Annotated in this window: 23 protein-coding genes and 2 tRNA genes; 19 read left to right on the top strand and 6 right to left on the bottom strand. The window is 31.9% G+C overall.

Annotation, left to right across the window (positions count from 1 at the left end):
• Positions 1-25 precede the first annotated feature (25 nt).
• Positions 26-1,366, top strand: a complete 1,341-nt coding sequence (gene dgt, locus CX675_RS13615) for a dGTP triphosphohydrolase (RefSeq protein ID WP_130735821.1) — start codon at positions 26-28, stop codon at positions 1,364-1,366.
• Between the two features lie 2 nt (positions 1,367-1,368).
• On the opposite strand, the gene CX675_RS13610 is transcribed toward dgt, so the two are convergent.
• The 3 genes from CX675_RS13610 to CX675_RS13600 are packed head-to-tail and all read right to left on the bottom strand — an operon-like array spanning position 1,369 to position 3,188.
• Positions 1,369-2,076: a tRNA1(Val) (adenine(37)-N6)-methyltransferase gene (locus tag CX675_RS13610; RefSeq protein WP_240723642.1), complete on the bottom strand. Its 708-nt coding sequence runs from the start codon at positions 2,074-2,076 to the stop codon at positions 1,369-1,371.
• 25 nt (positions 2,077-2,101) lie between these two features.
• On the bottom strand, positions 2,102-2,629 hold the full coding sequence (gene rimM, locus CX675_RS13605) for a ribosome maturation factor RimM (RefSeq protein WP_130735793.1): 528 nt from the start codon (positions 2,627-2,629) through the stop codon (positions 2,102-2,104).
• A gap of 16 nt (positions 2,630-2,645) precedes the next feature.
• On the bottom strand, positions 2,646-3,188 hold the full coding sequence (locus CX675_RS13600) for a 30S ribosomal protein S16 (RefSeq protein WP_130735792.1): 543 nt from the start codon (positions 3,186-3,188) through the stop codon (positions 2,646-2,648).
• 170 nt (positions 3,189-3,358) lie between these two features.
• Between CX675_RS13600 and CX675_RS13595 the strand changes: the two genes are divergently transcribed.
• The 7 genes from CX675_RS13595 to CX675_RS13565 all read left to right on the top strand — a co-directional run bounded on the left by CX675_RS13595 (position 3,359) and on the right by CX675_RS13565 (position 11,396).
• The gene (locus CX675_RS13595) at positions 3,359-4,045 is read left to right on the top strand and encodes a DUF6252 family protein (RefSeq protein ID WP_130735791.1); all 687 of its coding nucleotides are present in this window, start codon (positions 3,359-3,361) and stop codon (positions 4,043-4,045) included.
• Between the two features lie 157 nt (positions 4,046-4,202).
• Positions 4,203-8,723: a DNA polymerase III subunit alpha gene (dnaE, locus tag CX675_RS13590; protein WP_130735790.1), complete on the top strand. Its 4,521-nt coding sequence runs from the start codon at positions 4,203-4,205 to the stop codon at positions 8,721-8,723.
• A gap of 69 nt (positions 8,724-8,792) precedes the next feature.
• Positions 8,793-9,377, top strand: coding sequence for a peroxiredoxin-like family protein (locus CX675_RS13585; RefSeq protein ID WP_130735789.1), 585 nt, complete (start codon positions 8,793-8,795; stop codon positions 9,375-9,377).
• A gap of 138 nt (positions 9,378-9,515) precedes the next feature.
• Positions 9,516-9,833 carry a thioredoxin gene (gene trxA / locus CX675_RS13580; protein ID WP_130735788.1) on the top strand — a complete coding sequence of 106 codons (318 nt, stop codon included), beginning with the start codon at positions 9,516-9,518 and terminating at the stop codon, positions 9,831-9,833.
• 149 nt (positions 9,834-9,982) lie between these two features.
• Positions 9,983-10,909, top strand: coding sequence for a DUF58 domain-containing protein (locus CX675_RS13575; protein WP_130735787.1), 927 nt, complete (start codon positions 9,983-9,985; stop codon positions 10,907-10,909).
• Between the two features lie 97 nt (positions 10,910-11,006).
• Positions 11,007-11,080: transfer RNA gene (locus CX675_RS13570), tRNA-Asp, on the top strand.
• A 242-nt stretch (positions 11,081-11,322) separates the two neighbouring features.
• Positions 11,323-11,396, top strand: a tRNA-Asp gene (locus CX675_RS13565).
• 55 nt (positions 11,397-11,451) lie between these two features.
• Here the strand turns inward: CX675_RS13565 and CX675_RS13560 are convergent.
• Positions 11,452-11,952 carry a DUF456 domain-containing protein gene (locus tag CX675_RS13560; RefSeq protein ID WP_130735786.1) on the bottom strand — a complete coding sequence of 167 codons (501 nt, stop codon included), beginning with the start codon at positions 11,950-11,952 and terminating at the stop codon, positions 11,452-11,454.
• A gap of 276 nt (positions 11,953-12,228) precedes the next feature.
• On the opposite strand from CX675_RS13560, the gene CX675_RS13555 reads away from it, so the two are divergent.
• Together CX675_RS13555 and CX675_RS13550 are read left to right on the top strand one after the other, a co-directional pair.
• Positions 12,229-12,711 (top strand): energy transducer TonB, encoded by a 483-nt coding sequence (locus tag CX675_RS13555; RefSeq protein WP_130735785.1) that lies wholly within the window; start codon positions 12,229-12,231, stop codon positions 12,709-12,711.
• A gap of 80 nt (positions 12,712-12,791) precedes the next feature.
• Entirely contained in the window at positions 12,792-13,277 is a 486-nt protein-coding gene (locus tag CX675_RS13550) for a hypothetical protein (RefSeq protein ID WP_130735784.1), read from the top strand.
• Here CX675_RS13550 and CX675_RS13545 read toward each other — a convergent pair whose 3' ends face one another.
• Together CX675_RS13545 and CX675_RS13540 are read right to left on the bottom strand one after the other, a co-directional pair.
• Positions 13,278-14,303, bottom strand: coding sequence for a glycosyltransferase (locus CX675_RS13545; RefSeq protein ID WP_240723641.1), 1,026 nt, complete (start codon positions 14,301-14,303; stop codon positions 13,278-13,280).
• Between the two features lie 71 nt (positions 14,304-14,374).
• Complete coding sequence (locus CX675_RS13540) at positions 14,375-15,322, bottom strand: lysylphosphatidylglycerol synthase domain-containing protein (protein ID WP_130735782.1); 948 nt, start codon at positions 15,320-15,322, stop codon at positions 14,375-14,377.
• Between the two features lie 52 nt (positions 15,323-15,374).
• On the opposite strand from CX675_RS13540, the gene ruvC reads away from it, so the two are divergent.
• From ruvC to CX675_RS13495, 9 genes are all read left to right on the top strand, one after another.
• Positions 15,375-15,929 carry a crossover junction endodeoxyribonuclease RuvC gene (gene ruvC / locus CX675_RS13535; RefSeq protein ID WP_130735781.1) on the top strand — a complete coding sequence of 185 codons (555 nt, stop codon included), beginning with the start codon at positions 15,375-15,377 and terminating at the stop codon, positions 15,927-15,929.
• Positions 15,926-17,074 carry a radical SAM family heme chaperone HemW gene (gene hemW, locus CX675_RS13530; protein WP_130735780.1) on the top strand — a complete coding sequence of 383 codons (1,149 nt, stop codon included), beginning with the start codon at positions 15,926-15,928 and terminating at the stop codon, positions 17,072-17,074. The genes ruvC and hemW overlap by 4 nt, the downstream gene beginning before the upstream one ends.
• Positions 17,075-17,085: 11 nt before the next feature.
• Positions 17,086-17,853: a cyclase family protein gene (locus CX675_RS13525; RefSeq protein WP_130735779.1), complete on the top strand. Its 768-nt coding sequence runs from the start codon at positions 17,086-17,088 to the stop codon at positions 17,851-17,853.
• Between the two features lie 417 nt (positions 17,854-18,270).
• Positions 18,271-22,776, top strand: a complete 4,506-nt coding sequence (gltB, locus tag CX675_RS13520) for a glutamate synthase large subunit (RefSeq protein ID WP_130735778.1) — start codon at positions 18,271-18,273, stop codon at positions 22,774-22,776.
• A gap of 4 nt (positions 22,777-22,780) precedes the next feature.
• Entirely contained in the window at positions 22,781-24,247 is a 1,467-nt protein-coding gene (locus CX675_RS13515; protein WP_130735777.1) for a glutamate synthase subunit beta, read from the top strand.
• Positions 24,248-24,277: 30 nt separating this feature from the next.
• Complete coding sequence (locus tag CX675_RS13510; protein WP_130735776.1) at positions 24,278-24,649, top strand: MmcQ/YjbR family DNA-binding protein; 372 nt, start codon at positions 24,278-24,280, stop codon at positions 24,647-24,649.
• A gap of 35 nt (positions 24,650-24,684) precedes the next feature.
• Positions 24,685-25,440 carry a PH domain-containing protein gene (locus CX675_RS13505; RefSeq protein ID WP_130735775.1) on the top strand — a complete coding sequence of 252 codons (756 nt, stop codon included), beginning with the start codon at positions 24,685-24,687 and terminating at the stop codon, positions 25,438-25,440.
• 188 nt (positions 25,441-25,628) lie between these two features.
• Entirely contained in the window at positions 25,629-26,042 is a 414-nt protein-coding gene (locus tag CX675_RS13500; protein ID WP_130735774.1) for a response regulator, read from the top strand.
• Position 26,043: 1 nt separating this feature from the next.
• Positions 26,044-26,586, top strand: a complete 543-nt coding sequence (locus CX675_RS13495) for a heme NO-binding domain-containing protein (RefSeq protein WP_130735773.1) — start codon at positions 26,044-26,046, stop codon at positions 26,584-26,586.
• The last annotated feature ends 1 nt before the right edge of the window (position 26,587 follow it).

Here is a 26,587-nt window from a genome sequence, read left to right as displayed (position 1 = left end):
AACTTCAAATTTCTAATTTCAAATGATGCACTGGGAACAATTACTATCATTAAAAAGACAAGGTGATACGGCAAAACGATTACGAAAAGACCAAGACGATACCCGTTTGGGTTTTGAAGTGGATTATGATCGTATTATCTTTTCCGCAGCTTTCCGCAGTTTGCAAGATAAAACACAAGTAATTCCACTTTCTAAAACCGATTTTGTACACAATCGACTAACGCATAGTTTAGAAGTTTCTGTAGTAGGAAGGTCCTTAGGACGTTTGGTTGGTAAACAGGTTTTAGAAAAGCATACCTATTTGAAAGATTTGGGTTACCAAATGAACGATTTTGGAGCCATAGTAGCGGCAGCAGCTTTAGCACACGATATTGGAAATCCACCTTTTGGACATTCAGGAGAAAAAGCGATTGGAGAATATTTTAAAACAGGAAACGGACAGCGTTTTAAAGAGCAATTGTCTAATAAAGAATGGCAAGATTTAATCGATTTTGAAGGAAATGCCAACGGTTTTTCGGTTTTGGCTACTTCTAGAGAAGGTATTGAAGGTTCGTTGCGTATTTCCTATGCCACATTAGGAGCTTTTATGAAATATCCTAAAGAAAGTTTACCCAAAAAACCCACCTCAAAAATATGCGATAAGAAATATGGTTTTTTTCAACAAGACAAAGTATTTTTTACTGATGTGGCAGAAGAATTAGGGCTTGTTTCTAATAAATCAGGAAAAGATATTGGTTTTGAACGCCATCCTTTGGCTTATTTGGTAGAAGCAGCCGATGATATTTGTTATACGATTATCGATTTTGAAGATGGAATCAATTTAGGTTTGATTCAGGAAGAATTTGCCTTGGAATACTTAATTAAATTGGTTAAAAATGGAATTGATACTCACAAATACCGTCAACTTACGACTAAAGAAGATCGTATCAGTTACTTGAGGGCTTTGGCTATTGGTAGTTTAATTAACGATGCGGTAAAGGTTTTTATGGAAAATGAAGAAGCGATTTTAAAAGGCGATTTTCCTTACTCTTTAATGGATAAGAGCCAATATATTGCTCAAATGAAAGATATTATTAATATCAGTATTAAAAATGTGTACCAATGTCGTGAAGTGGTTCAAAAAGAAGTCATTGGTTACAAAATAATCAACACCTTATTGGATAAATTTTGTACAGCTTATCACAATAAAATTCAAGGAAATGCATCTAATTATGATACGATTGTCTTAAAATTATTACCAGAACGTTTTTTATATCAGAAAGAAAAGGTGTATGATCAATTATTGCATATATGTCATTTTGTTTCTCTTTTAACGGATGGAAAAGCGTTGCAAACATATAATATTATAGAGGGAAATCCGAATTGATATCACATCTTTAAATAAAAATCTTGGGTAAGATTGATATATTCTAAAGTGTATTCATGACGAGAAATTTCAATAGTTAATTCGTCAATTAAAGGAGTTTGTTGGATTCTTGAAAAAGCCAGTAAACTTCTTTTTATTTCCGTAGTTGGAGTTCCTTTTACACGAGTGATTTGTAAAGGATACAATTCAAAAGAGGCTGCTAAAGTTAAAAAACGATTTTCTTCTTTATAAGGAATGATAATGGAAAAAACACCATTTTCAGAAAGTAATAAATCGGCGGCTTCAATTAAATCTTCAAAAGGTAAGGCGTCTTCGAAACGTGCTAAATCTCGTTTTGTATTTGATGTTTTGTGATCTTCAGTGTAAAATGGAGGGTTAGAAATGATTAAATCATATTCGTCTTCAGGTTCCTCCATAAATTCATCTAAACCTGCATGAAAACAAAAGAGGCGGTCATTCCACGGTGAAGCTTCAAAGTTTTCTGTAGCTTGTTCAAAAGCGTCGTCGTCAATTTCAATGGCATCAATTTGCTCTGCTGAGCTTCGTTGTGCTAACATTAAAGCTAAAACGCCTGTCCCAGCACCGATGTCAAGAATGGCATAAGGATTGTTAATTAATGGAGTCCAAGAACCTAATAAAACAGCGTCTGTGCCAATTTTCATAGCGCAACGGTCTTGATTTACAGTGAATTGTTTGAATTTGAACTCCATAAGTCCCAATTTTTTTGTTTGGATTTTAACTCAAGTATAAATCCACTAAGCCTTGTGGGGTGTTTAAAATGACTTTTTTGTTAGTTCGGTCTATTTTAACAATGAAATCATCAATCATAGGAACTAAAATTTCAATTTCGCCATTTATAATCTCAAAGAGAGGTTGTGCGTTATTGTCATTTACACCTTTCATAGTGCCAATAGTTCCTAAACGAATATCTTCTACCTCAAAACCGATGATTTCATGGTAATAAAATTTATTTCCGTCTAATTTAGGCAACATGGTTAAAGGAAGATATAAATCGCAATTCATGATTTCATCAGCCGCTGCTTCAGAATCTATATCTTCAAAACGAACGCGTAAAAATTTATCTTTATGAAGTGCACTTTTTTCAATAAAAAATGGAACCAGTGATTTGTTTAATTCAACAAATACTGATTCCAAATTTTGATACAATTCAGGTTCGTCTGTATCTAAATAGATCAAAACTTCCCCTTTAAAACTAAATTTTCTCGCAACTTTGCCTAAATAGAAACACTCTTTTTTATGCATTATTACGAATTAAAAATTAAGCTTCTGTTTCTTCGTTGTTTTCTTCTACAGCTGGAGCCTCTTCAGCAGCTGCTTCTTCAGTTGCAGCTTCAGCTTCAGCAGCTTTTGCAGCCTCAGCTTGAGCAGCTAAACGTTTTTCGTTAGCTTCTTTTTCTGCTTTTAAAGCTTTCGCTTTAGCGTCAGCTTGTGCTTTGCTTAAACCATCTTTCTTAGCATCAACTTTTCCAGCTTTCTCATCTAACCAAGCTGCTAATTTAGCGTCAGCTTGCTCTTGAGTTAAAGCACCTTTACGAACACCTCCATCTAAATGGTGTTTTAATAAAGCACCTTTGTAAGATAAAATTGCTCTTGCAGTGTCAGTTGGCTGAGCACCATTGTGTAACCATTGTACAGCGCTATCTAAATTTAAATCGATAGTTGCTGGGTTTGTGTTAGGATTGTAAGTTCCAATTTTGTCTAAGAATTTACCATCTCTTTTTGAACGAGCATCTGCTGCTACGATCCAGTAAAAAGGTTTTCCTTTTTTACCATGTCTTTGTAATCTAATTTTTACAGGCATAATCTTTTGATTAATGTTGAGGTACCCGACCTCAGTTATTTAAGGGTGCAAATGTACAAAACTTTGTTTTACAATGGTGTATGTTTTTGAAAAAAAATTTTGTGATTTTTATGTTAAGTTTAAATTAAAAAAATTATTTTTGTCTAATTATGTACTAAACAAGATATTAAATGAAAAAAATAATTGCTTTATTTGGTTGTGTATTGTTGGTTACTTCTTGTGTTAATGAAACACAAGTTAATAATCCTGCATTTCAAGCAAAATTAAATGATGCTAATTGGAAATCTCAAGAAACACATTTGTCTATTGGAGTCAATGGAGGTTTAATTATCACAGCTTTAAGAGGAAATGAAAAATTAGTGCTCACTACAAGTTCTGCAAATCTTGGAACCTATCTTTTAGGAACTACAAACCAAGCTAATTTTGGTACTTATACTTTAAAAACAGGTAATAGTACTGATGTTTTTGATACAGATATTTTTCCTGGACCAGCTTTCTTAACTAGAAAGTTAACTTCTGGAAATGCTTATTCGGCTTCTACCTCTGCTTTAACTACAGGAGGTTCAGGTGCTGGTTTAGTGTTTAAAGTAACAGTAAATAGTTTAGGAGCGATAGTTACTGATACAATTAAAGCGAGAGGTGCTAACTATGTTGCGGGTGATATTGTTACTTTAGATGGTGGTAATAATAATGCTACTTTTAGAGTGGTAAATACCCAACAAAGCAATGGAGAAATTGTAATTCAAAAAGTTGAAAATGGAACTTATACGGGTACATTTAAACTGAATGCTGTTGATGATAATGGTGAAGTGATTACTTTTTCTCAAGGGGTTTTCTATAGAATTCCTGTAAATTAATAAGTAAAAAATACAATTTAAAGCCATCTCATACCGAGATGGCTTTTTTGTTTTCTTGTTAACAACTAAAATTGCTCCTTATTTTTAATAGTCGTAATTTTGAAGTTTGTCATTTTGAAAAGCAAAGATGTTTTAATCATTTGGAAATAAGCAGATTATGTATTTAATATTCGATACTGAAACCACAGGGTTACCTAGAAGTTGGGCAGCACCTATAACCGATACTGATAACTGGCCGCGTTGTATACAAATTGCCTGGCAGTTGCATGATGAAATGGGGAATGTTGTCGAACATCAAGATTATTTAGTAAAACCAGAAGGGTTTAATATACCTTATGATGCGGAACGAATTCATGGTATTTCTACAGAATTAGCAGAAGAGCAAGGGGTGCCTTTAAGTGAAGTATTAGAGAAATTCAACTTAGCGCTATCTAAAGCAAAATTTATTGTGGGTCAAAATGTAGGGTTTGATATCAATATTATGGGGTGCGAATTTTACCGAATGGGTGTCGCTTCTGAAATGTCTAAAATGCCTGTTTTAGACACATGTACAGAAGTAACAGCTGAATTATTAAAATTGCCAGGAGGTCGAGGTGGTAAATTTAAATTGCCAACCTTAACTGAATTGCATGAGTATTTGTTTGGAGAACCTTTTGCAGAAGCGCATAATGCAACGGCCGATGTGGAAGCCACTACGCGTTGTTTTTTAGAATTAATCAAAAGGGAAGTATTCACAAAAGAAGAATTAGATGTAACTCCTGATTATTTTACACGTTTTAAAGAAAGTAATCCTGCTGAAATTCAATTAATTGGGTTAGAGCATATCAATTTAAAAGCTGCTTCAGACGCTATACGTAAAAGACTGCAAAAAATTGAACAAGAAAATGTACAAACGACGATTTCTGAAGAAGATAAAAAAGATTTTTCTAATGCAAAGTTTGCTCATTTACACAATCACACACAATTTTCAGTATTGCAGTCCACTATTGGTATTCCTGCTTTGGTAGGAGCTACGGCTAAAAATAATATGCCAGCCGTTGCCATGACAGATACGGGTAATATGATGGGAGCTTTTCATTTTGTGAGTGCGGTTATGAATCACAATAAGGCGGCCAAAGCAAAGATTGAAGCAGCGATTGAAGCAGGAGAAGAGCCTACTGATATAGAAATTAAACCAATCGTAGGTTGTGAATTTAATATTTGTGAGAATCATTTGGATAAAACCAAAAAGGATAACGGATACCAAGTTGTTTTGTTAGCAAAAAACAAAAAAGGATATCATAATCTAGCAAAAATGGCTTCCATAGCTTATGTAGATGGGTTTTATTATGTTCCTAGGATTGATAAAACGGTAGTTGAGAAATATAAAGATGATGTTATGGTTTTATCAGGGAATTTATACGGTGAAATTCCTAGTAAAATTTTAAATATTGGTGAAAACCAAGCCGAAGAAGCTTTGATTTGGTGGAAAAATCAATTTGGATCCGATTTCTATTTGGAAATCATGAGGCACAATCAAGAAGATGAAAATCGGGTAAATAAAACCTTAATTGAATTGGCTCAAAAGCACCAAGTAAAATTGGTTGCAACCAATAATACATTCTATCTGAATAAAGAAGATGCGAATGCACATGATATTTTATTGTGTGTGAAGGATGGAGAAAAACAGGCAACTCCTATTGGTAGAGGAAGAGGATATCGCTACGGTTTACCCAATCAAGAATATTATTTTAAGTCGGAAGAAGAAATGAAAAAACTTTTTACCGATTTACCAGAAGCCATTATAAACATCCAAGAAATAATTGACAAGGTCGAAATTTACTCACTTTATCGCGATGTATTACTACCAAAATACGATATTCCAGATGAATTTGTAGATCCTGCCGATGCTGAAGATGGTGGTGTTCGAGGTGAAAATGCTTACTTGAGACACCTCGCTATGGAAGGGGCCAAACGCAGGTATGTCGAAATTACCCCTGATATTCAAGAACGTTTGGATTTTGAATTATTAACGATTTCGAATTCGGGTTATCCTGGCTATTTCTTAATTGTACAGGATTTTATTGCTGAAGCTAGAAAAATGGATGTTTCTGTTGGTCCTGGTCGTGGTTCAGCTGCGGGTTCTGCGGTAGCATACTGTTTAGGAATTACGAATATAGATCCTATTAAATACGATTTACTTTTTGAGCGTTTCTTAAATCCTGATCGTGTCTCGATGCCCGATATTGATATTGATTTTGATGATGAAGGACGTGGACGTGTGATGGATTATGTAATTAAAAAATACGGAGCCAATCAGGTAGCGCAAATTATTACTTATGGTAAAATGGCTACTAAATCAGCTATTCGCGACACGGCTCGTGTACTGGATTTACCTTTGTTTGAAGCAGATAGAATTGCAAAATTAATTCCTGGAATGATGCCTTCCAAATGGAATTTGGCCCGATTTATTTCTGAAAAGGAAGAAGATGTGAAAAAAGCCTTGCGTTCTGATGAGTTTGACCGAGTAAAGGAATTAATTACCATCGCAAATGAAGGAGATTTGGCAGGGGAAACGATTCAGCAGGCTAAAATTCTAGAGGGTTCCATGCGTAATACTGGAATTCATGCTTGTGGAGTAATTATTACACCTTCAGATATTACGAATTATGTTCCAGTAACTACTGCAAAAGATTCCGATTTATATGTAACTCAATTTGATAACTCTGTAGCAGAAAGTGCTGGGTTATTAAAAATGGATTTCTTGGGTTTGAAGACCCTAACTTTGATAAAAGATACGGTTAAATTAGTGAAATACCGAACTGGAATTCAACTCAATCCAGATGAATTTCCGATTGATGATATCAAAACGTACGAATTATTTCAAAGAGGGGAAACTGTAGGAATCTTTCAATATGAGTCTCCTGGAATGCAAAAGTATATGAAGGATTTGAAACCAACGGTATTTGGTGACTTAATTGCAATGAATGCGTTATATAGACCAGGTCCTTTGGAATACATTCCTTCATTCGTAAGAAGAAAAAATGGAGAGGAACCTATAGTGTATGATTTAGATGCTTGTGAAGAATACTTGGGAGAAACCTATGGTATTACAGTGTATCAGGAACAGGTAATGCTTCTATCTCAATCTTTAGCAGGTTTTACTAAAGGTGAAGCTGATGTCTTGCGTAAAGCTATGGGTAAAAAGCAAAAGGATGTTTTGGATAAGATGAAGCCTAAATTCGTGGAACAAGCAGCAGCGAAAGGACACGATGCAACGGTGTTGGAAAAAATATGGAAAGATTGGGAAGCTTTTGCAAGTTATGCTTTCAATAAATCACATTCGACTTGTTATGCTTGGGTTGCTTATCAAACAGCTTATTTAAAAGCACATTATCCTGCAGAATATATGGCTGCAGTACTTTCGAATAACATGAACGATATTAAGCAAGTTTCTTTCTTTATGGAAGAGTGTAAACGCATGGGATTAGCTGTTCTTGGTCCAGATGTTAATGAATCGTATTATAAATTTACTGTTAATGAAGATTATGCCATTCGATTTGGAATGGGAGCGATAAAAGGAGTGGGTGAAGGAGCGGTAAATACCATTGTTGAAAGTAGAAAAGAGGGTAGGTACAAATCTATTTTTGATTTAGCCAAACGAATCGATTTACGTGCTGCTAACAAAAAAGCCTTTGAAAATTTAGCTTTAGCCGGTGGATTTGATTGTTTTTCTGACACACATAGAGGGCAATATTTTCATGATGAAGGAGATCATGTTACATTTTTAGAAAAAGCGATGAAGTACGGAGCTAAATTTCAAGAAAATGAGAATTCCTCTCAAGTAAGTTTGTTTGGTGATGCTTCTGAAGTGCAAATTGCTGAGCCAGTTGTTCCGCCATGTGAAGAATGGAATACTATGGAAAAATTGGCAAAAGAAAAAGAAGTAGTGGGTATTTATATTTCAGGGCATCCTCTAGATGATTATAAATACGAAATGAAATATTTCTGTAATGCTAAATTAGAAGAGCTGAAAGATTTAAATAATTTCGTTGGTAAAAATATTAGTATTGGTGGAATTATTACAAAAGTGGAACACCGTGTGGCAAAAAATGGGAAAGGTTGGGGAATGTTTACGCTTGAAGGTTATGATGAAACCTATGAATTCAGGATTTTTGGGGAAGAGTATTTAAAATTTAGACATTTTTTAATTCAAAATAATTTTACGTTTATAAAGTTAGTTGTTAAAGAAGGTTGGGTCAATGCGGAAGGTAAAAAAGGAGATCCTAGATTGCAATTTATAGAAGTAAAAATGTTACAAGATGTACTAACAACTTTTGCTAAAAAATTGATTTTACAGTTTAGTATAACCGATTTAAGTGAACATCTGATTCAGGCGTTGTATGATTTGTTTACCAAAGAAAAAGGTGAAAATACGGTGACTATTGAAGTAATGGAATTGGAAAAAGTAAAAAAACAAATTATAGAAACTATTGAAAATGAAACGATTGATGTGAGTGATGAAACAGAATCAGAATCGGAATTTGAAGCAGTAGAGATTGAACCAGAAATAAAGGAAGTGGAAGAGATAAAAGTGGTCACAAAACTGAGTATGCCTAGTAGAAAAATGAAAATTAAGATTTCTAATGAATTGTTGCAAGAACTAGAAAATATGCAAATTAATTTTAAACTCAATTAATGTTAGCTAGCCAACAAACCTAAAACAATAGATGAGATACTTTTGTATTAGAATTTATAAAATAATAAAATGAAAAAAGTATTTACAATTATTGTGTTTACTCTAATGGTATCATTGCAAGCACAAATAGCAGATAAACCTGAAAATATTGCTCCTTTATTAATTGGGGAAAAAATACCAAACGTAGAACTTCGGGATGTTAATGGAAAAAAAGTAGCTACCAATTCTCTTTTTGCAAAAAAGACAGTTTTAATTATGTATCGTGGAGGTTGGTGTCCTTATTGTAATGCGCAATTGGCCGATATGCAAGAGATAGAAAAAGATATTTTGAGTTTGGGTTACCAAATCATAGCAGTTAGTCCAGATGCGCCTTCTTTTTTAAAAGAAACTACTGAAAAAGACAAATTAAAATATAGTTTGTTTTCTGATAGTGATGGTTTTTTTTCGAAAGCTTTAGGAATAGCCTTTGCTTCACCTGAAAAATATGGCAAAATGTTAGGACAATATTCAGATAATAAAAACACCAGTTGGTTGCCAGTTCCTACCGTGTATGTGGTTAATGAGAATCAAGAAATTGACTTTTTATATATCAATCCAGATTATACTAAACGATTAAAAGGGAGTTTGTTAGTAAGTGTGTTAAAGAATCTATAAATTCGTTTTATAAATTGAACCATAGGTAAAATTTATATTAAAATAGCAAATTTGGGATTTTTATTTCTAAATTTGTAATTGAGTTCAAACAAACTCAAAGTTAGGTAAAGCAATTTAAAAATATAAAAAAAGAAAGAAATGGCATTAGCAATTACAGATGCAACTTTTGAAGAAGTAGTATTAAAATCAGATAAACCAGTAGTAGTAGATTTTTGGGCAGCTTGGTGTGGTCCTTGTAGAATGGTAGGACCAGTTATAGATGAAGTAGCTACAGAATATGACGGTAAAGCTGTTGTAGGGAAAGTAGATGTAGATGCAAACCAAGAATTCGCAGCAAAATATGGTGTTAGAAACATTCCAACTGTTTTAGTATTCCAAAACGGAGAAGTAGTAGGAAGACAAGTAGGAGTAGCACCTAAAAAAACATATACAGATGCAATAGATGCTTTGTTATAAGATATATTGAAAAAGAAAGTAAAAACCCAGCTTTTTTAAGTTGGGTTTTTTTTGTCTCTATGTAAAAAAAGTATTATTTATTCTTTTACATTATCAGAATCTTGTTTATGTGTTCTTAATAGGTAAATAGAATTCTTTATCTTTACGATATGAAATTAGAATCTCAATTAGAAAAAATAGCCAGTTTTAAAAACTTAGAATTGCTTGCTAATCAAGTAGTGGAAGGTTTTATTTCAGGAATGCATAAGAGCCCTTTTCATGGTTTTTCAGCTGAATTTGCCGAGCATAAAATTTATAATGCTGGAGAAAGTACAAAGCATATAGATTGGAAACTTTACGCAAAAACAGATCGTTTGTATACCAAACGCTATGAAGAAGAAACTAATTTAAGGTGTCATTTAATTATAGATAATTCGTCTTCTATGCATTATCCAATGTTGCGAAAGGATGAAAATTTTTATGAGAATAAAATTGGTTTTTCGGTTTTAGCTTCAGCTGTTTTGATGAATTTGTTAAAAAAACAAAGAGACGCAGTAGGAATGAGTATTTATTCAGATACATATGAATTTTATACCAATGAAAAAGGGAGTGAAAGACATCATCGTATGATTTTAAATAAACTGGAAACCGTTTTAAATGATGTTTCTCCTAAAAAGCAAACGGATACAGTTGGTTTATTGCATCAAATTGCCGAAAATATTCACAGACGTTCTATGGTGATTTTATTTACGGATATGTTTCAGTACGAGAATGAAGAAAAAATATTTAAAGCGCTTCAGCATTTAAAGCACAATAAGCATAAAGTAGTAGTTTTTCATGTCTATGATAAAAAAACAGAGCTTGATTTTGATTTTAACAATGTTCCAAGGAAATTTATAGATGTAGAAACAGGTGAAAGTGTTCAATTGTTTACTGAAAATATTAAAGAAGAATATGAAAAAAAGGTGCAAGATTATTTTCAACAGATAAAAAATACCTGTATGCAATATAAAATTCAGTATTTACCTGTTGAGGCTGGGAAAAAATTTGAAAAAATTTTAACCACGTATTTGATTGAAAAACAAAAGTTTGGCTAATTTTTGTTTCTTGATTTTGAATTTTTTTGAATTTTTTTTTGAAAAATATTTGCAAGATTAGAAAAGCGTTGTATATTTGCACTCGCAATAAGGCACTGGTTTGGTAGTTCAGTTGGTTAGAATACATGCCTGTCACGCATGGGGTCGCGGGTTCGAGTCCCGTCCAGACCGCTTAATTGGGAGAAGCATTCTGAGAAATCGGAATGCTTTTTTGCCCCTTAAAAGCATCTAAAATAGTTGTGTTGTTTAGTTCCGAGTAAAATCGGAATGGTTTAGTAGTTAGACCGATGAAAAGCTTTTCACCTTAAAGGTGGATGGCTTTTTTGTTTAAACAGTGTTGTTTTTATTGAAAATATTAAAATATTGAGATTAATTTAAAGTATTTGTTAATTTTAATAGGAAATATAAAATTGGGTTTGGTAGTTCAGTTGGTTAGAATACATGCCTGTCACGCATGGGGTCGCGGGTTCGAGTCCCGTCCAGACCGCTTCAATTTTTTAAAAGCATCTCAATTTTTGAGATGCTTTTTTTATGATAAAAACTTAAAAATAAACATTTGAGTTTTTCCAAACAATTACAAAGAATAAACCAAAATAGATTATGGAAATTAAAAACTTCATAAAAGTGCTCGCTACAAAGCCAAAAAAGGAACCTGTTGCGGCTTTTAAAGCACGATTATGATTTTTTTTATCGTAAAGCAATTCTCCAATAAATGCGCCAACGAATGGACCAATGATGAAGCCAAAAGGAATTGGGGCTATTAATCCTACTATTAAACCAATATTGGTTCCCCAAATACCATATTTACTGCCCCCAAATTTTTTAGTTCCTTTTGCGGGTATGATGTAATCCAAAATCGAAATGCCTAAGGCTACGGTTAGTGTAATTCCTAAAACCCAATAATTCAATTTTATTTCAGGTGTTAGGTAAAGTAGCAATATCCCAATCCAGCTTATAGGTGGTCCTGGTAGTACAGGTAAAAAGCTTCCAATAATTCCTATAATCATACAGCAAAAACCAATAATTAATAATAAATACTCCATTTTATAAATATAATTCTTATAAATATAAAAAGTATATTTAATAAATCTTTATTATCAGGTGGTTTTAAATCTTTATAATTCATAATAAACTGATGTTTTTATTGTTAATAATTGTTTTTATTAATTCATTTTATGTTTTATTATTAAATTTATGTTTATTTGGTTGCTGATTTAACATTTTTTTGTACATTGGTAAAGGGTTTTTACTAATACAAGAACAATTGTTCGAAAAAAAGACACACTTTAACTGAATTATTAACCTAAAACCAAACAACTATGTTAAAAAATACTATTCAAACAAAATGGGTAGTTTCGATGCTACTTTTTTTTATTTCTTTTAGTTTAACTTCATTTAAAAATAGGGTTGAAATGTTTATTATAGAAGACTTTGTTGATTTTGCTGTTGCTGAAGAAATTCCTCAATTTAAAGGATGTGATGGATTTATGACAAGAAAAGAAGCAGTGGAGTGTTTTAATAAGAAGATGATGAATCATATAAAAAGAAACTTTACTTATCCTGAAGAAGCTGTTGATAGAAAAATAGAAGGAAGGGTTGATGTTAGTTTTATTATTACAAATGCAGGATTAATAAAAGATATCACTGCAAAAGCATCAAATGATAGAGAAAGCGATGGAGAATTATTAGAATATGAAGCAAAACGAATTATTTCGATGCTACCTAAATTTACACCAGGAAAACATCAAGGTAAATTGGTTAATGTAAAGTATGGTTTGCCAATTACTTTTAGAATGATGTAAATCATCTATTAATTGTCTCTATATTTTAGTGTTTCAAAATATTTGTAAATAAAAAATATTATTTTTACAAAAAATACATTTTGAAGGTAAAAACTTATATTTTATTACTACTTTTCTTTGCTTTTTTTTCATGTCAGTTTTTTGATAAAAAAGTTCCTAATAAAGAAGAATTGTTGCAAGAGGAATTAAAAAAAATTAATTGGGAAGAAGTTGATGAGTTTCCTACTGTGAACAACTGTGATTCATTGTTAGATAAGGAAGCACAGAAACATTGCTTTTTCGATTATCTTATTCAAAATATTCAAGAAAGAATAGGTCTTGATACCTTGCAAATTTTATATCCTGAAGTGGATACAATTAATCTGATGGTAACAATCAATCCAGATGCTTCAATTGTATTTACTACTGAAAAGCCAACAGATACCATTACTTATGATATTAAAGTGATAGATAGTATTTTGCAAAGTAAATTAGTAAATTTTCCTCAAGTTGAACCTGCTGTTAAAAGAGGTGTTAAAGTGAAATCTCAGTTTGTTTTACCAGTTATTTTAAAAGTAGAAGAATAGTTAGCGCCTGAACGTTCTTCCTTTCCATTGGTATTTACCTGATAAAGAATAAAAAGCAACAGTTGTGCTAAAAATAGGGTATACAATCATGCTGATTAGTAACCAACGTAATTTTGATTGATAACTTGTAGCAGTCTGTAATAGTATGATGTAATCTATAATGCATTTCACACCCACATAAATTAGTAGATAATTGGTGTTTATTTGATTCAATAAATGCAACATCAGAAATATAATCCAGAATAAATTAGCAAGAAAAACAATAATAGCTACTGATTTTCCAAATAAGGAATGATATTCTGTGCTTTTGGAAGCCCAACGTACTCTTTGAAAAAAAACTTTTTTCCATGTATCAACACTACTTGTATGTACAATGCTTTCTTGGTGTAAGCAAAAACCAATGGCTTTCTTGTCTTTTTTTATAGCTTTTTGTAGTAGAAAAACATCGTCGCCACTAGCTATGTTGTTGTTGTTTTGAAATCCTTCTAATTCGAAAAAAAAATCCTTTCTATAACAAAAATTGGCTCCATTACACATAAATGGTTCTTCGATTCCAAAACTACCAATAGTTGCTCCTTGAAGGCTTAAAAAGTCTAAGTTTTGAAAAGCATGTAAAAACCCTTTTTTTTCCAAATAAGCCACACCAGCTGCTATCATTTTAACATGGGTTTGTTGAATGTAATTATCTAAAATAAGGAGCCAATTTGGGTGTACCAAACAATCCGCATCAGTAGTAATAATCCAATCGTGTTTAGCGATATTGATTGCGGTCTCAATGGCATCTTTTTTTGGAGAATTAGATTTTCTAATATTGTCTAAAAGTGTAATTTCATATTTGTAACTCTGAATTTGAAACTTTTCTTCCGAATCATCATCAACTAAAATAACTTCAAAATGTTCTTTGGGAAAGTTTAATTGAGAAATAGATTTTAATAATTGTGGTAAATTCTGAGCTTCATTTCGAAAAGGAATTATAATGGAAAAGGAATTTTTAGGTGTTGTTTCATGAATGGTTATTGTTTTCATTTTGGTAAAACCAAAGATAAGAACGCCAATAATCAATGTGTAAATACTTAATATAATAAACAATATATAAATCATTCTTTATAAGGTTTAAATCGAAAGACAAAATAACTTCCTATGCCAACAGGAATAAATAGGTTGAAAAACCACATCAATGTGCTGATAGTAAGAATTTTCCATTCGTCTATACCAAATTTAGTAAATAAAAATACAGCAACACTACTTTTAATAGCAACATCCATAATGTGTATACTAGGTAAAATAGACGCTAAAAAATACATTAAAAAAATACAGCCTAAGGCAATTGAGTAATTAATAGGGCAATCAAAAAGTGTAAGTAAATAATAAAATTGATGTGAAAATAGTAAATAACGGAATGTGGCCAACTGAAAATTTGTTACAAGAATGTTACTTGGAAAATCCTTTATTTTTGCGAATAATTTTTCAATTGAATATCCGTAAAATTCTATTCTTTTAAATCGGAATAGCAGTATAGCTGCAATAATCAGAAATAGAAAAATAACAATATGACTTACTTTTATTTTTATGACAAACCAAAACATCGTTTCGGAAGTCTTTATTTGAAGTAAAATAAAACCTAATAGTCCAAAAAAACAAGTGGTTATCATTTGAGAAGTGTTGCTAATAAAGTTTAAAAAAATAACTTTTTTTACGTCTTTTTTAGGATAATATAAAGCTTTTGCGCCATATTCTCCTATTCGATTAGGGGTAAAAATAGAGGCTGTTAATGAACCTAAACTTTGTTTGGTAGCCTCAATAAATGAAATTTTTCTAAAATAAGAAACCAAATTCTGCCATTTTAAAATTTCTAACAACCAGTTTCCAAAGGATAGTATACTTAAAAAACAAAAATGCTTCCAAGAAAGATATTGATGGATTAATGACCAATCTGGTTTTTTTGTCTCTATTTGTTGGTAAATGTAATATAAAGCAAAGCCTGCAACTAAAAGTTTGATAATAACTAATAAGAATTGTTTAGCTTTGTGTGAAATTGCATTCATAAGTGCAAAATAACAAACTTTGTGCTTTAGTTGCTTAAATTGTTAAAAAATTGTGGCTCACGAACGTATAATATTAGGAATAGATCCAGGAACAACCATTATGGGTTTTGGTTTAATAAAAGTGATAAATAAGAAAATGGAATTTCTTCAGTTAAATGAACTAATTCTTAATAAATACGATGATCATTATACTAAATTAAAAGTCATTTTTGAGCGAACTATAGAATTAATCGATACGCACCATCCTGATGAAATTGCTATTGAAGCGCCTTTCTTTGGTAAAAATGTACAATCAATGTTGAAATTAGGACGCGCACAAGGAGTAGCGATGGCAGCTGGTTTATCTAGACAAATTCCAATTACGGAATACGAACCGAAAAAAATTAAAATGGCAATAACAGGTAATGGAAATGCCAGTAAAGAACAGGTGGCTAAAATGCTACAACAATTGTTAGGTTTAAAAACACTACCTAAAAATCTTGATTCTACAGATGGTTTAGCAGCAGCAGTATGTCATTTCTTTAATTCCGGTCGTGTGGAAGTGGGAAAAAGTTATTCGGGTTGGGAAGCTTTTGTAAAACAAAATGAAGATAGAGTAAAAAAATGAGCGGTATTTATATTCATATTCCTTTCTGTAAACAAGCCTGTCATTATTGTGACTTTCACTTTTCTACAAATTTGAAAAAGAAAGAAGCTATGATTTTGGCATTAGCAGAAGAAATTAAAATGCGGAAAAATGAATTTCAATATGATCCCGAATTTTTAGCAGTTGAAACTATTTATTTTGGAGGAGGAACACCTAGTATTTTAACAGTTACAGATTTGAATTTTTTGTTAGATACAATTTATCAAAACTATAAAGTTGTTGCTTTCCCAGAAATAACAGTTGAAGCCAATCCAGATGATTTAACGGAAGAAAAAATTATTGCATTTTCTAAAAATGGAATCAATCGTTTGTCTATTGGTGTGCAATCTTTCTTTGAAGATGATTTAAAACTAATGAATCGAGCACATAACGCAACAGAAGCAGAAAAATGTTTACAAATTGCTACACAATATTTTGATAATATTTCAATCGACTTAATCTATGGTGTTCCAGGTTCGGATAATGAAAAGTGGAAGGCAAATATAGAAAAAGCAATTTCTTTTGGAGTGCCTCATATTTCTAGTTATGCTTTAACGGTTGAGCCCAAAACAGCTTTAGATGCATTTGTGAAAAAAGGAATTGTTAAGGTGCCAGATGATGCAATTGCTGAAGCGCAATTTCATATATTAATTCAAACATTGGAACAAAATGGGTTTGTGCATTATGAGTTGTCTAATTTTGGTAAACCAAATTATTTTTCTAAAAATAATTCAGCGTATTGGTTAGGAAAGAAATATATAGGTATTGGTCCTTCGGCTCATAGTTATGATGGAAAAAACAGGAGTTGGAATATAGCAAATAATACATTGTATATACAGTCGGTTACTGATGGGAGACTTCCGGCAGAAGTGGAAGTATTAACGCAAAAAGATCGTTATAACGAATATATTATGACAGGGTTGCGAACGATATGGGGTGTTTCTTTAGAGCGAATCGAGACAGAGTTTGGAACAGTTTATGTTGATTACTTACAAAGCCAAATGCAGCGTCACTTACAAGAAGGGTTGTTAGAAATTAAAAATGATTCGGTTTTAGTAACTACAAAAAAAGGAAAGTTTTTAAGTGATGGAATTGCAAGTGATCTGTTTTTAGTACATTTGAAATAAAACATATTCTTTTGAAAACAACAATTCTGTATCAAAATAAAACGATTCAAATCGATTTATCAAAGCCTTTAGATATTTCTATTTCACTTACCAATGATGCTCAAAACCCTATAGCTTGGTATCAAGGTGTTCCAGAAATAACACCTGTTAAAATGGGAGATTGGATTGGAAAAGTCTCTGAAGGAAAATCGTCGACCAATTTTAATAATATTTTTTTTAACCCTCATGCGCATGGAACGCATACCGAATGTTTAGGACATATTACTAATGATTTTTATAGCGTTAATCAAGCGTTAAAACAATTTTTCTTTACTGCTGAAGTAATTTCGGTATATCCAGAGGTTTTTGGAGAGGATCTTATTATAACAAAAGAGCAAGTGGAAGTACTTTTAGAAACTAAAAGACCAGAAGCCTTAATTATAAGGACATTGCCGAATAAAGAGTATAAAAAACACTTGAATTACTCTAATACAAACCCTCCTTTTCTTTCAGAGGAAGCGGCTATTTTTATCAGAGAAATTAAGGTATTGCATCTTCTAATCGATTTGCCAAGTGTTGACAAAGAGCATGACGAAGGAAAATTATTGGCTCATAAGGCGTTTTGGAATGTAAAAGACGTTTATCAAGTAAATGAAACAGCACGTTTTAATGCAACGATTACGGAAATGATTTATGTAGATAATGCAATTTTGGACGGAAGCTACCTATTGAATTTGCAAATTGTTTCTTTTGAAAATGATGCATCACCTAGTAAGCCAGTTTTGTATAAAATGATGTAGGAAATATTTTTTAAAATAAAAATATTTTTATTTACCCTGTTTTTTTAAGGGTTCTTCTTTTATTTTTTTTAAAATTTACATATTAACCCCTATTTTTAAAAGGGTATATTTTTAAATGTGTTACTTTCTATTTTTTTGTTTTGTTAATATTTTAATATATTATTAGTAAAAATAAGTTATTAAGTAATTATTTTTAAGTATTTATACTTAAAATTGAATTAAACGCAATTATTTTGTCAAAACGATATTTTATTATGTTTGAAATTCGTAAAAAAACAAAGTTTAAAATACGAAATTAATTATTTTTCAAGCGCTATATTTTTAAAATCATAATAATGAAACCGATATTTTATTATTAAAGATCTTAGTTATAATTTAGTTGTGAAAGGGATGTTAAAAATCTAAAAATCAACAACTATGTTAAAAAAACAAGGACTTTATTTGCCAGAGTTTGAACACGATAATTGTGGTGCTGGTTTTATCTGTAGCCTAAAAGGGAATAAATCAAACGATATTATTCATAAAGCGTTAGAAATTTTAGAAAAACTTGAGCATAGAGGTGCAGTGAGCGCTGATGGTAAAACTGGTGATGGAGCTGGTATTTTAATTGATATTCCTCATGATTTCTTTGTTAAAAAATGTCATTTTACACTTCCTAAAGAAGGAGAATATGCAGTAAGTAATGTGTTTCTTCCAAAAAAAGAAAACCAAAGAGCTTATTGCATTCAAAAATTAGAATTCTATATCGAAAAACAAGGATTAACGGTTTTAGGTTGGAGAGAAGTACCTGTAGATACTACTGTTATTGGTAGAATAGCGGCGGAAACGGAACCGTATATTAAACAGATATTTATTGGTAAACAAGATAAAAAGCAAGATGATTTTACTTTTAATCTTAAACTATTTACGGCTAGAAAGCAAGCCGAACACGATATTAATACGTCTAAACTTTCTGAAAGTAAACAATTTTATCTCCCAAGTTTATCTACTAAAACAATTATTTTTAAAGGACTTTTAATACCTGAGGATATAAAATTATACTATAAAGATCTACAAGATCCTTTATTAGTAACTCGATTAGCCCTAGTACACCAAAGATTTTCAACAAATACATTTCCTACTTGGGATTTAGCACAACCTTTTCGATATATGTGTCATAATGGGGAAATTAATACACTTAGAGGAAATGTATCTAGAACATTATCAAGACAAGAATTAATGGAAAGTGATTGGTTTGGAGAAGAAATTAAAAGTTTGTTCCCTATCATTTTACCAGGTAAATCAGATTCAGCTCAAATGGATATGATGGTAGAATTGTTGCTCATGACAGGCCGTTCTCTACCCGAGGTGATGATGATGTTAGTGCCAGAGGCATGGGAAAAAAACCCAAATATGTCTGAAGCCAAAAAAGCATTTTATGAGTATAATTCTTGTATCATGGAACCCTGGGATGGTCCTGCTTCTATTCCTTTTACCGATGGAAATTATATAGGAGCCGTTTTGGATAGAAATGGATTGCGACCATCTCGTTACACTGTTACCAAAGATGGTTATGTGATTATGTCTTCAGAAACGGGTGTTATTGATATTGATCCCAAAAATATTGAGCGACATGGAAGATTAGAACCAGGAAAAATGTTTCTAGTAAACATGAATCAAGGAAGAATTGTAAATGATGAAGAGATTAAAGAAAAAATTGTTTCTCAACAACCCTATAAAAAATGGTTAGATAAAAATTTAGTCCATTTAAAAGAGATACCTGCAAAGAAAGGACCTATCAAGCACAAAGAAGACCTTCTAGAAAAAAGACAAATTGTTTTTGGATATACTGAGGAAGATCTAAGAACTATTATTTTACCTATGGCTCAAACTGGTAAAGAGCCTATTGGTTCTATGGGAAATGATGCCCCAATTGCTATTTTATCTCAAAGACCACAATTAATATATAATTACTTCAAACAGTTGTTTGCTCAAGTAACCAATCCGCCTTTGGATGGTATTCGAGAAAAGTTAATTACAGATATTAGTTTAACATTAGGTAGCGATACCAATATTTTTAAGATTAATGAAGATCAATGTAGAAAATTAAAAATCCAAAATCCAGTTATCTCAAAACATGATTTAGATAAAATCAAAAATTACACGACAAATCCAGATTTTGTAGTAACGACTATTCCAATTTTATATGAAGTAGGTAAAGGATTAAATGAATTAGAAAGGGCTTTAACTAAATTAGTGGAAACGGCATCAAAGGTGATTGATGAAGGAGGTAATATTATTATTCTATCTGATAGAGGGGTTACTAATAAGTTGGCACCAATTCCTGCTCTACTAGCTTGTTCTTATGTTAATCATGAGTTGTATAAAATGGGTAAAAGGGCCAAAGTAAGTATTATTATTGAATCAGCTGAGCCTCGTGAAGTGCATCATTTTGCATTGTTATTTGGTTATGGTGCGAGTGCTATAAACCCTTATATAGTAAATGAAATTGTATATGATCAGGTGCAACAAAAAGAAATTGAATCTATCGATTATATTCAAGCGATACAAAATTACAATAAAGCCATTGGAATGGGAATTTTAAAAGTAATGAATAAGATAGGTATTTCTACTTTAAACTCTTATCGTGGTGCACAACTTTTTGAATGCATTGGATTAAATACAAAACTAGTAGAAGAATATTTTCCAAATACCATCACTAGAATTCAAGGAATTGGTTTAAAGGAAATCGAAAGCGAAATTTCAAAAAGACATTACAAAGCCTATGCAACAAGTGATATTGATGCAACATTAAGTTTAGAGTTTGGTGGAGATTATAAATGGAGAAGAAATGGCGAAAAACACGCATTTAATCCACTGTCTGTAGCAAAATTACAAGAATCAGTTAGAAGTAATAAGCATAGTACTTTTAAAGAATATTCAGAAATTATCAATGAACAATCGAAACGATTAATGACTATAAGAGGTCTATTTGAATTTACAAATTATGATCCAATTCCTTTAGAAGAAGTAGAACCATGGACAGAAATCGTAAAGCGATTTAAAACGGGAGCCATGTCTTATGGTTCTATAAGTAAAGAGGCTCATGAAAATTTAGCCATTGCTATGAATAGAATAGGTGGTAAAAGTAATTCTGGTGAAGGTGGCGAAGATGAAGAACGATTTTATAAAGATGTTGATGGAGATTGGAAAAACTCAGCCATAAAACAAGTTGCCTCTGGAAGATTTGGTGTAACCTCAAATTATCTTACCAATGCTTCTGAGATTCAGATAAAAATGGCACAAGGAGCAAAACCAGGTGAAGGTGGACAGCTTCCAGGTCCAAAAGTAAATCCTGAAATCGCTAAAACCAGAAATTCTACACCTTATGTGGGATTAATTTCTCCACCACCTCACCATGATATTTATTCTATTGAGGATTTATCTCAATTAATTTATGATTTAAAATCGGCCAATAGAGAGGCGCGTATAAATGTTAAATTGGTTTCTGAAGTAGGAATTGGGACAGTAGCGGCTGGTGTTGCCAAAGCAAAAGGAGACGTTATTTTAATTTCGGGTCATGATGGAGGTACGGGAGCGTCTCCTTTAACTTCTTTAAAACATGCTGGATTACCATGGGAGTTAGGTTTAGCCGAAGCCCAACAAACATTGGTAATGAACAATCTTAGAAATAGAGTTGTTTTAGAGTGTGACGGACAATTAAAAACGGGTCGTGATGTGGCTATTGCTTGTTTATTAGGCGCTGAAGAATTTGGTTTTGCTACAGCTCCATTAGTGGCTTCAGGATGTGTAATGATGCGGGTATGTCATTTGAATACTTGTCCAGTAGGAATTGCCACACAAAATCCCGAACTCAGAAAGAAATTTCAAGGAAAACCAGAACATGTAGTCAATTTTATGTATTTCGTAGCACAAGAATTAAGAGAAATTATGGCCCAACTTGGTTTTAGAACTGTAAATGAAATGGTGGGTCAAGTGCAAAAGTTAAACCGAAATAAAAGCATTAAACATTATAAGGCTTTAGGATTAGATCTAACACCTATTTTACACAAGGTTGACGTGTCTCATGAGACGAAGTTATACCATACCGAATCTCAAGATCATCAATTAGAAAAGGCACTAGATTTTAAAATAATTCGTCAGGCACATCCTGCTTTGTTTAGAAAAGAAAAAACAGTTTTAGAGTCTAAAATAACAAATAGAGACAGAGCTTTTGGAGCTATTTTAAGTAACGAAATTTCTAAAATTTATGGTTCACAAGGTCTTCCAGAGAATACTTTGAAAATTAATTTTACGGGCTCGGCAGGACAAAGTTTTGGAGCATTTGCAACTAAAGGATTAACCTTAATAATTAATGGGAATTCTAATGATTATTTAGGAAAAGGTTTGTCAGGGGCAAAGTTAATTGTTAAAGTTCCTGAAGAAGCCACTATTGTTCCTGAAGATAATATAATCATTGGAAATGTGGCTCTATATGGTGCTACTTCTGGAGAAGTTTATATAAATGGAAAAGCAGGAGAGCGTTTTTGTGTTAGAAACTCTGGAGCTACAGCTGTGGTAGAAGGTATTGGTGATCATGGTTGCGAATACATGACAGGAGGAAGAGCAGTTATTTTAGGTCAAGTAGGCCGCAATTTTGGTGCTGGAATGAGTGGAGGAATAACGTATGCGTATGATAATAAAAAAACATTTGTAAAACAGTGTAATACAGAAGGATTAAATTTAGAACCAGTTGTACTAGAAGAAGATATTTTAGAATTAAAGCAGCTTATTGAAAATCATTATAATGCTACAATGAGTCCTCTAGCACAACGGATTTTAGAAAATTGGGAAAATGAATTGCAGCACTTTATAAAGGTCTTACCGGAAGAATATAAACAAGCCTTAATAAGAATACAACAAGAAAACCTCGTAAAACAATAATAATATGGGAAAGTCAACAGGATTTTTAGAATACGAACGGGTAAACGAAAGCTACCTAAAAGTAGAAGAAAGACTTCAAAATTATAATGAATTTACGGTTCCTTTACCTGAAAATGAATTACATACGCAAGGAGCTAGATGTATGGATTGTGGGATACCTTTTTGCCATAGTGGTTGTCCTTTGGGAAATTTAATTCCCGACTTTAATGACAAAGTTTATAAAGGAAGATGGAAAGAAGCAGCAGCCATCTTACATGCTACAAATAATTTTCCAGAATTTACTGGAAGATTGTGTCCTGCTCCTTGCGAAGAGGCTTGTGTATTAGGGATTAATCAAAATCCAGTAACTATAGAGAATATTGAAAAAAATATAGTAGAAACCGCTTTTAAAGAAGGTTGGATTACACCAAAAGTGCCTAAAAAAAGAACCGATAAAAAAGTAGCAATTATCGGGTCAGGGCCTTCAGGTTTAGCCGCCGCGCAACAATTAAATAGAGCAGGACATTGGGTAACTGTTTTTGAAAGAGATGAAAAAATAGGAGGTTTATTACGCTATGGTATTCCCGATTTTAAATTAGAAAAGAAAATTATAGATAGAAGATTGGCCATTTTAAAAGAAGAAGGTGTTGTTTTTGAAACGAATGCACATGTTGGGAAAAATATTAGTGTAGAAACAATTAAAGCCAATTTCGATGCCGTTTTATTATGTGGAGGCGCTACGGAAAGAAGAAGTATGCCAGTAAAAGGAATTCATTTGAAAGGAATACATCAAGCTATGGATTTTTTAAAATTAAATAATCAGTATGTAGATAATTTGATTGATTTTAACAAAATTATTTCAGCAAAAGATAAAAAAGTTATTGTTATCGGTGGAGGAGATACTGGCTCCGATTGCATTGGTACTAGTAATCGTCATGGCGCTACTTCAGTAATTAACTTTGAAATTTTAAACAAGCCGTCAGAAGGAAGACCAGCTCATCAACCTTGGCCTTATTGGCCTATGAAATTAAAGACAACCTCTTCCCACGAAGAAGGAGCAGAACGTTTTTTTAGTATATCAACCAAAGAATTTATGGGAGATAAAGAGGGGAATCTTATCGGTCTAAAAACGGTTGAGGTAGAATGGGTTTTTAATCAGGGAGAACGTCCTCAATTAATCGAAATTCCAGATACTGAAAAAGAATGGGAATGTGATTTAGTATTGTTAGCTTTAGGCTTTACTGGTGCTGAAAAAACCTTAGCAGAACAATTTGGCGTTGAAATGGATTTCAGAACAAATGTAAAAGCAACTACAAAAGATTATGCCACCTCAGTAAAAGGTATTTTTACTGCTGGAGATATGAGAAGAGGACAATCTTTAATTGTTTGGGCCATTTCTGAAGGACGTCAAGCAGCATATCATTTAGATGCCTTTTTAATGGGAAATTCTAATTTACCGTTAAAAGACGAAAATGATTTACCTAGACTCTAATATTTTAGTATATTAGTTCTTTTTAAAAGAATGAATATACAACAATTATATGAGTTTTGCCTTTCTAAAAAAGGTGTTTCCGAACATTTTCCTTTCGATGAAGATACTTTAGTGTTTAAAGTAGGAGGGAAAATGTTTTGTTTAACATCTTTGCAAAAATGGGAACAAGGCAATCCGTCATTAAACTTAAAATGTGATCCAGAAAAAGCGTTAGAGTTGAGAGCAACACATGAAGCGATTCAGCCTGGATTTCACATGAGTAAAAAACATTGGAATACGGTTTTTTTTCATAGTGATGTTCCTACTAAAATGATGGTAGAATTAATCAATCACTCGTATGATCTAGTTTTTGAAAGTCTTCCCAAAAAAATCAAGCAAGAAATTGAAAAAACAGAAAATTAGCCATTACATTTGCTAATGGAATAAAAATCAATACCATGTTAGATAACTTAAAAAAGATTTTAAACGAGGATCAGGATCCAAAGGCTATCGAAAAAATTACTTCTAAATTAGAAAATCTAATTATGACTAATGAAGAAGTAGGTTATATAGCGGTTCAAAAAAAACCTGCCATTACCATATTTCCAGACAGTATCGTGGTAACAAACAAAAGAATTATTCTTTGTAAGCCAAAAAATCTTGGATTATCTATGGAATTTGTTGATTATGATTGGGAAGATATTGAGGCCGCTTTTGTAAAAGAAGGAATTTTAGGTACCGATTTTACTTTTACAACCAAAACACAACTTACCCAAACTATAGATTATTTGCCTAAAAATCAAGCTAGGAAATTGTATACTTATGCTAAAGAACAATTGGATCAATTTAAAAAAATAGATCACAACACTATCATAAATAAGATTACTGTTTTGGAAGACAATCAAAGAAAAGCTAATGAAAAAGAAATTGATAAACCTAGTTTTTTAGCTGAAGAAACACAATTTAATCAGGATGAGGTTGAAGAAACTATGACAGAAGAAGTTTTTGATTTTGCAGAAATTATTCCTGCTGATAATAGAAAAAAATCTTTCGAAGAAGTAAGCAAAATAAATGATTCGGATGATAAATTAAGTGAATTGTCTCCAGAAGAGTTATTCGAAAAATTACAAAATTATAAACGTTTACTCGATAATGGTCTTATTTTACAAGGAGAATATGATAAATTAAAAGCGTCAATTTTAAAGTATATGTAATTTATAAAATCGATATTGCACATTGAGCCTACAATTTGTAGGCTTTTTTTATGCCGTTAGTCTACACTTTTTTTCCATTCGTCTACAGTTATTTAGTTATAATCGAAAATCAGATTAAAAATATAAAATTCAAAATAACTTTGTGATTGAATAAGTGTCTGCTATAACTAAAAATAATTAAAAACAACATGATCAAATCTTTAAACATACTTTTAATTGAAGATGATGCTATCGAAGTAATGAAATTTAATAGGGTTTTGAAAACCTTAAACTTAAATCATAAAATCATTGAAGCTAATAATGGCGAAGAAGCAGTAACGATTTTAAAAACAAAAGAAATTATTCCCGATATCATTATTTTAGATTTAAATATGCCCAAATTAAACGGAATAGAATTTCTTACAATTCTTAAAAATGACGAAATATTAAAATATATTCCTGCCGTAATTTTAACCACATCTAGTAATCATAAAGATATGTTAGAATGCTATAAAATAGGAATCGCTGGATATGTCTTAAAACCTTTAAAATATGAAGATTATATAGACAGGATTAAAAAACTTATAGAATACTGGAGTATTACCGAATTAATATCTCAATAAGATGTATGGTATTGTTAATAAAGCTATCCAGGATTTAGTAATCACAAATTTTGGAATTGAAAAATGGGAGAAAATCCTACAGAAAAGCGGTATTGAAGAAGATTTTTTTATAAGTAATGAAGCTTATGACGATGATATTACTTTTAAATTAGCTCAAGCCGTTTCAGACGAAATGAAAATGCCAATAAAAGAGGTTTTAATCGCTTTTGGAGAATGGTGGGTTGTGAAAACTACCAAAGAAAAATATGGTGGTTTAATGGAATCTGGTGGAACAACGTTCAAAGAGTTTTTAATTAATTTGCCTCTTTTTCATAATCGAGTTATGTTAATTTATCCAAAATTAACACCTCCTGAGTTTAAAATTAGTGAAATATCAGAAAATAGTCTTAACTTACATTACTTTTCAAAAAGAGAAGGATTGCAAGAATTTGTAAGAGGTTTGTTGCAAGGTTTAGGAATTATGTTTCATACTCCAGCAACTATCGAACTTTTGCAAACTAGAGATTCTGGCAATAGTCACGAAATTTTTAAAGTAAGTTGGTAAA

This window comes from Flavobacterium sp. J27 (genome assembly GCF_004303025.1).
Taxonomy (GTDB): domain Bacteria; phylum Bacteroidota; class Bacteroidia; order Flavobacteriales; family Flavobacteriaceae; genus Flavobacterium.
This window is presented reverse-complemented; position numbering and strand designations above follow the sequence as displayed.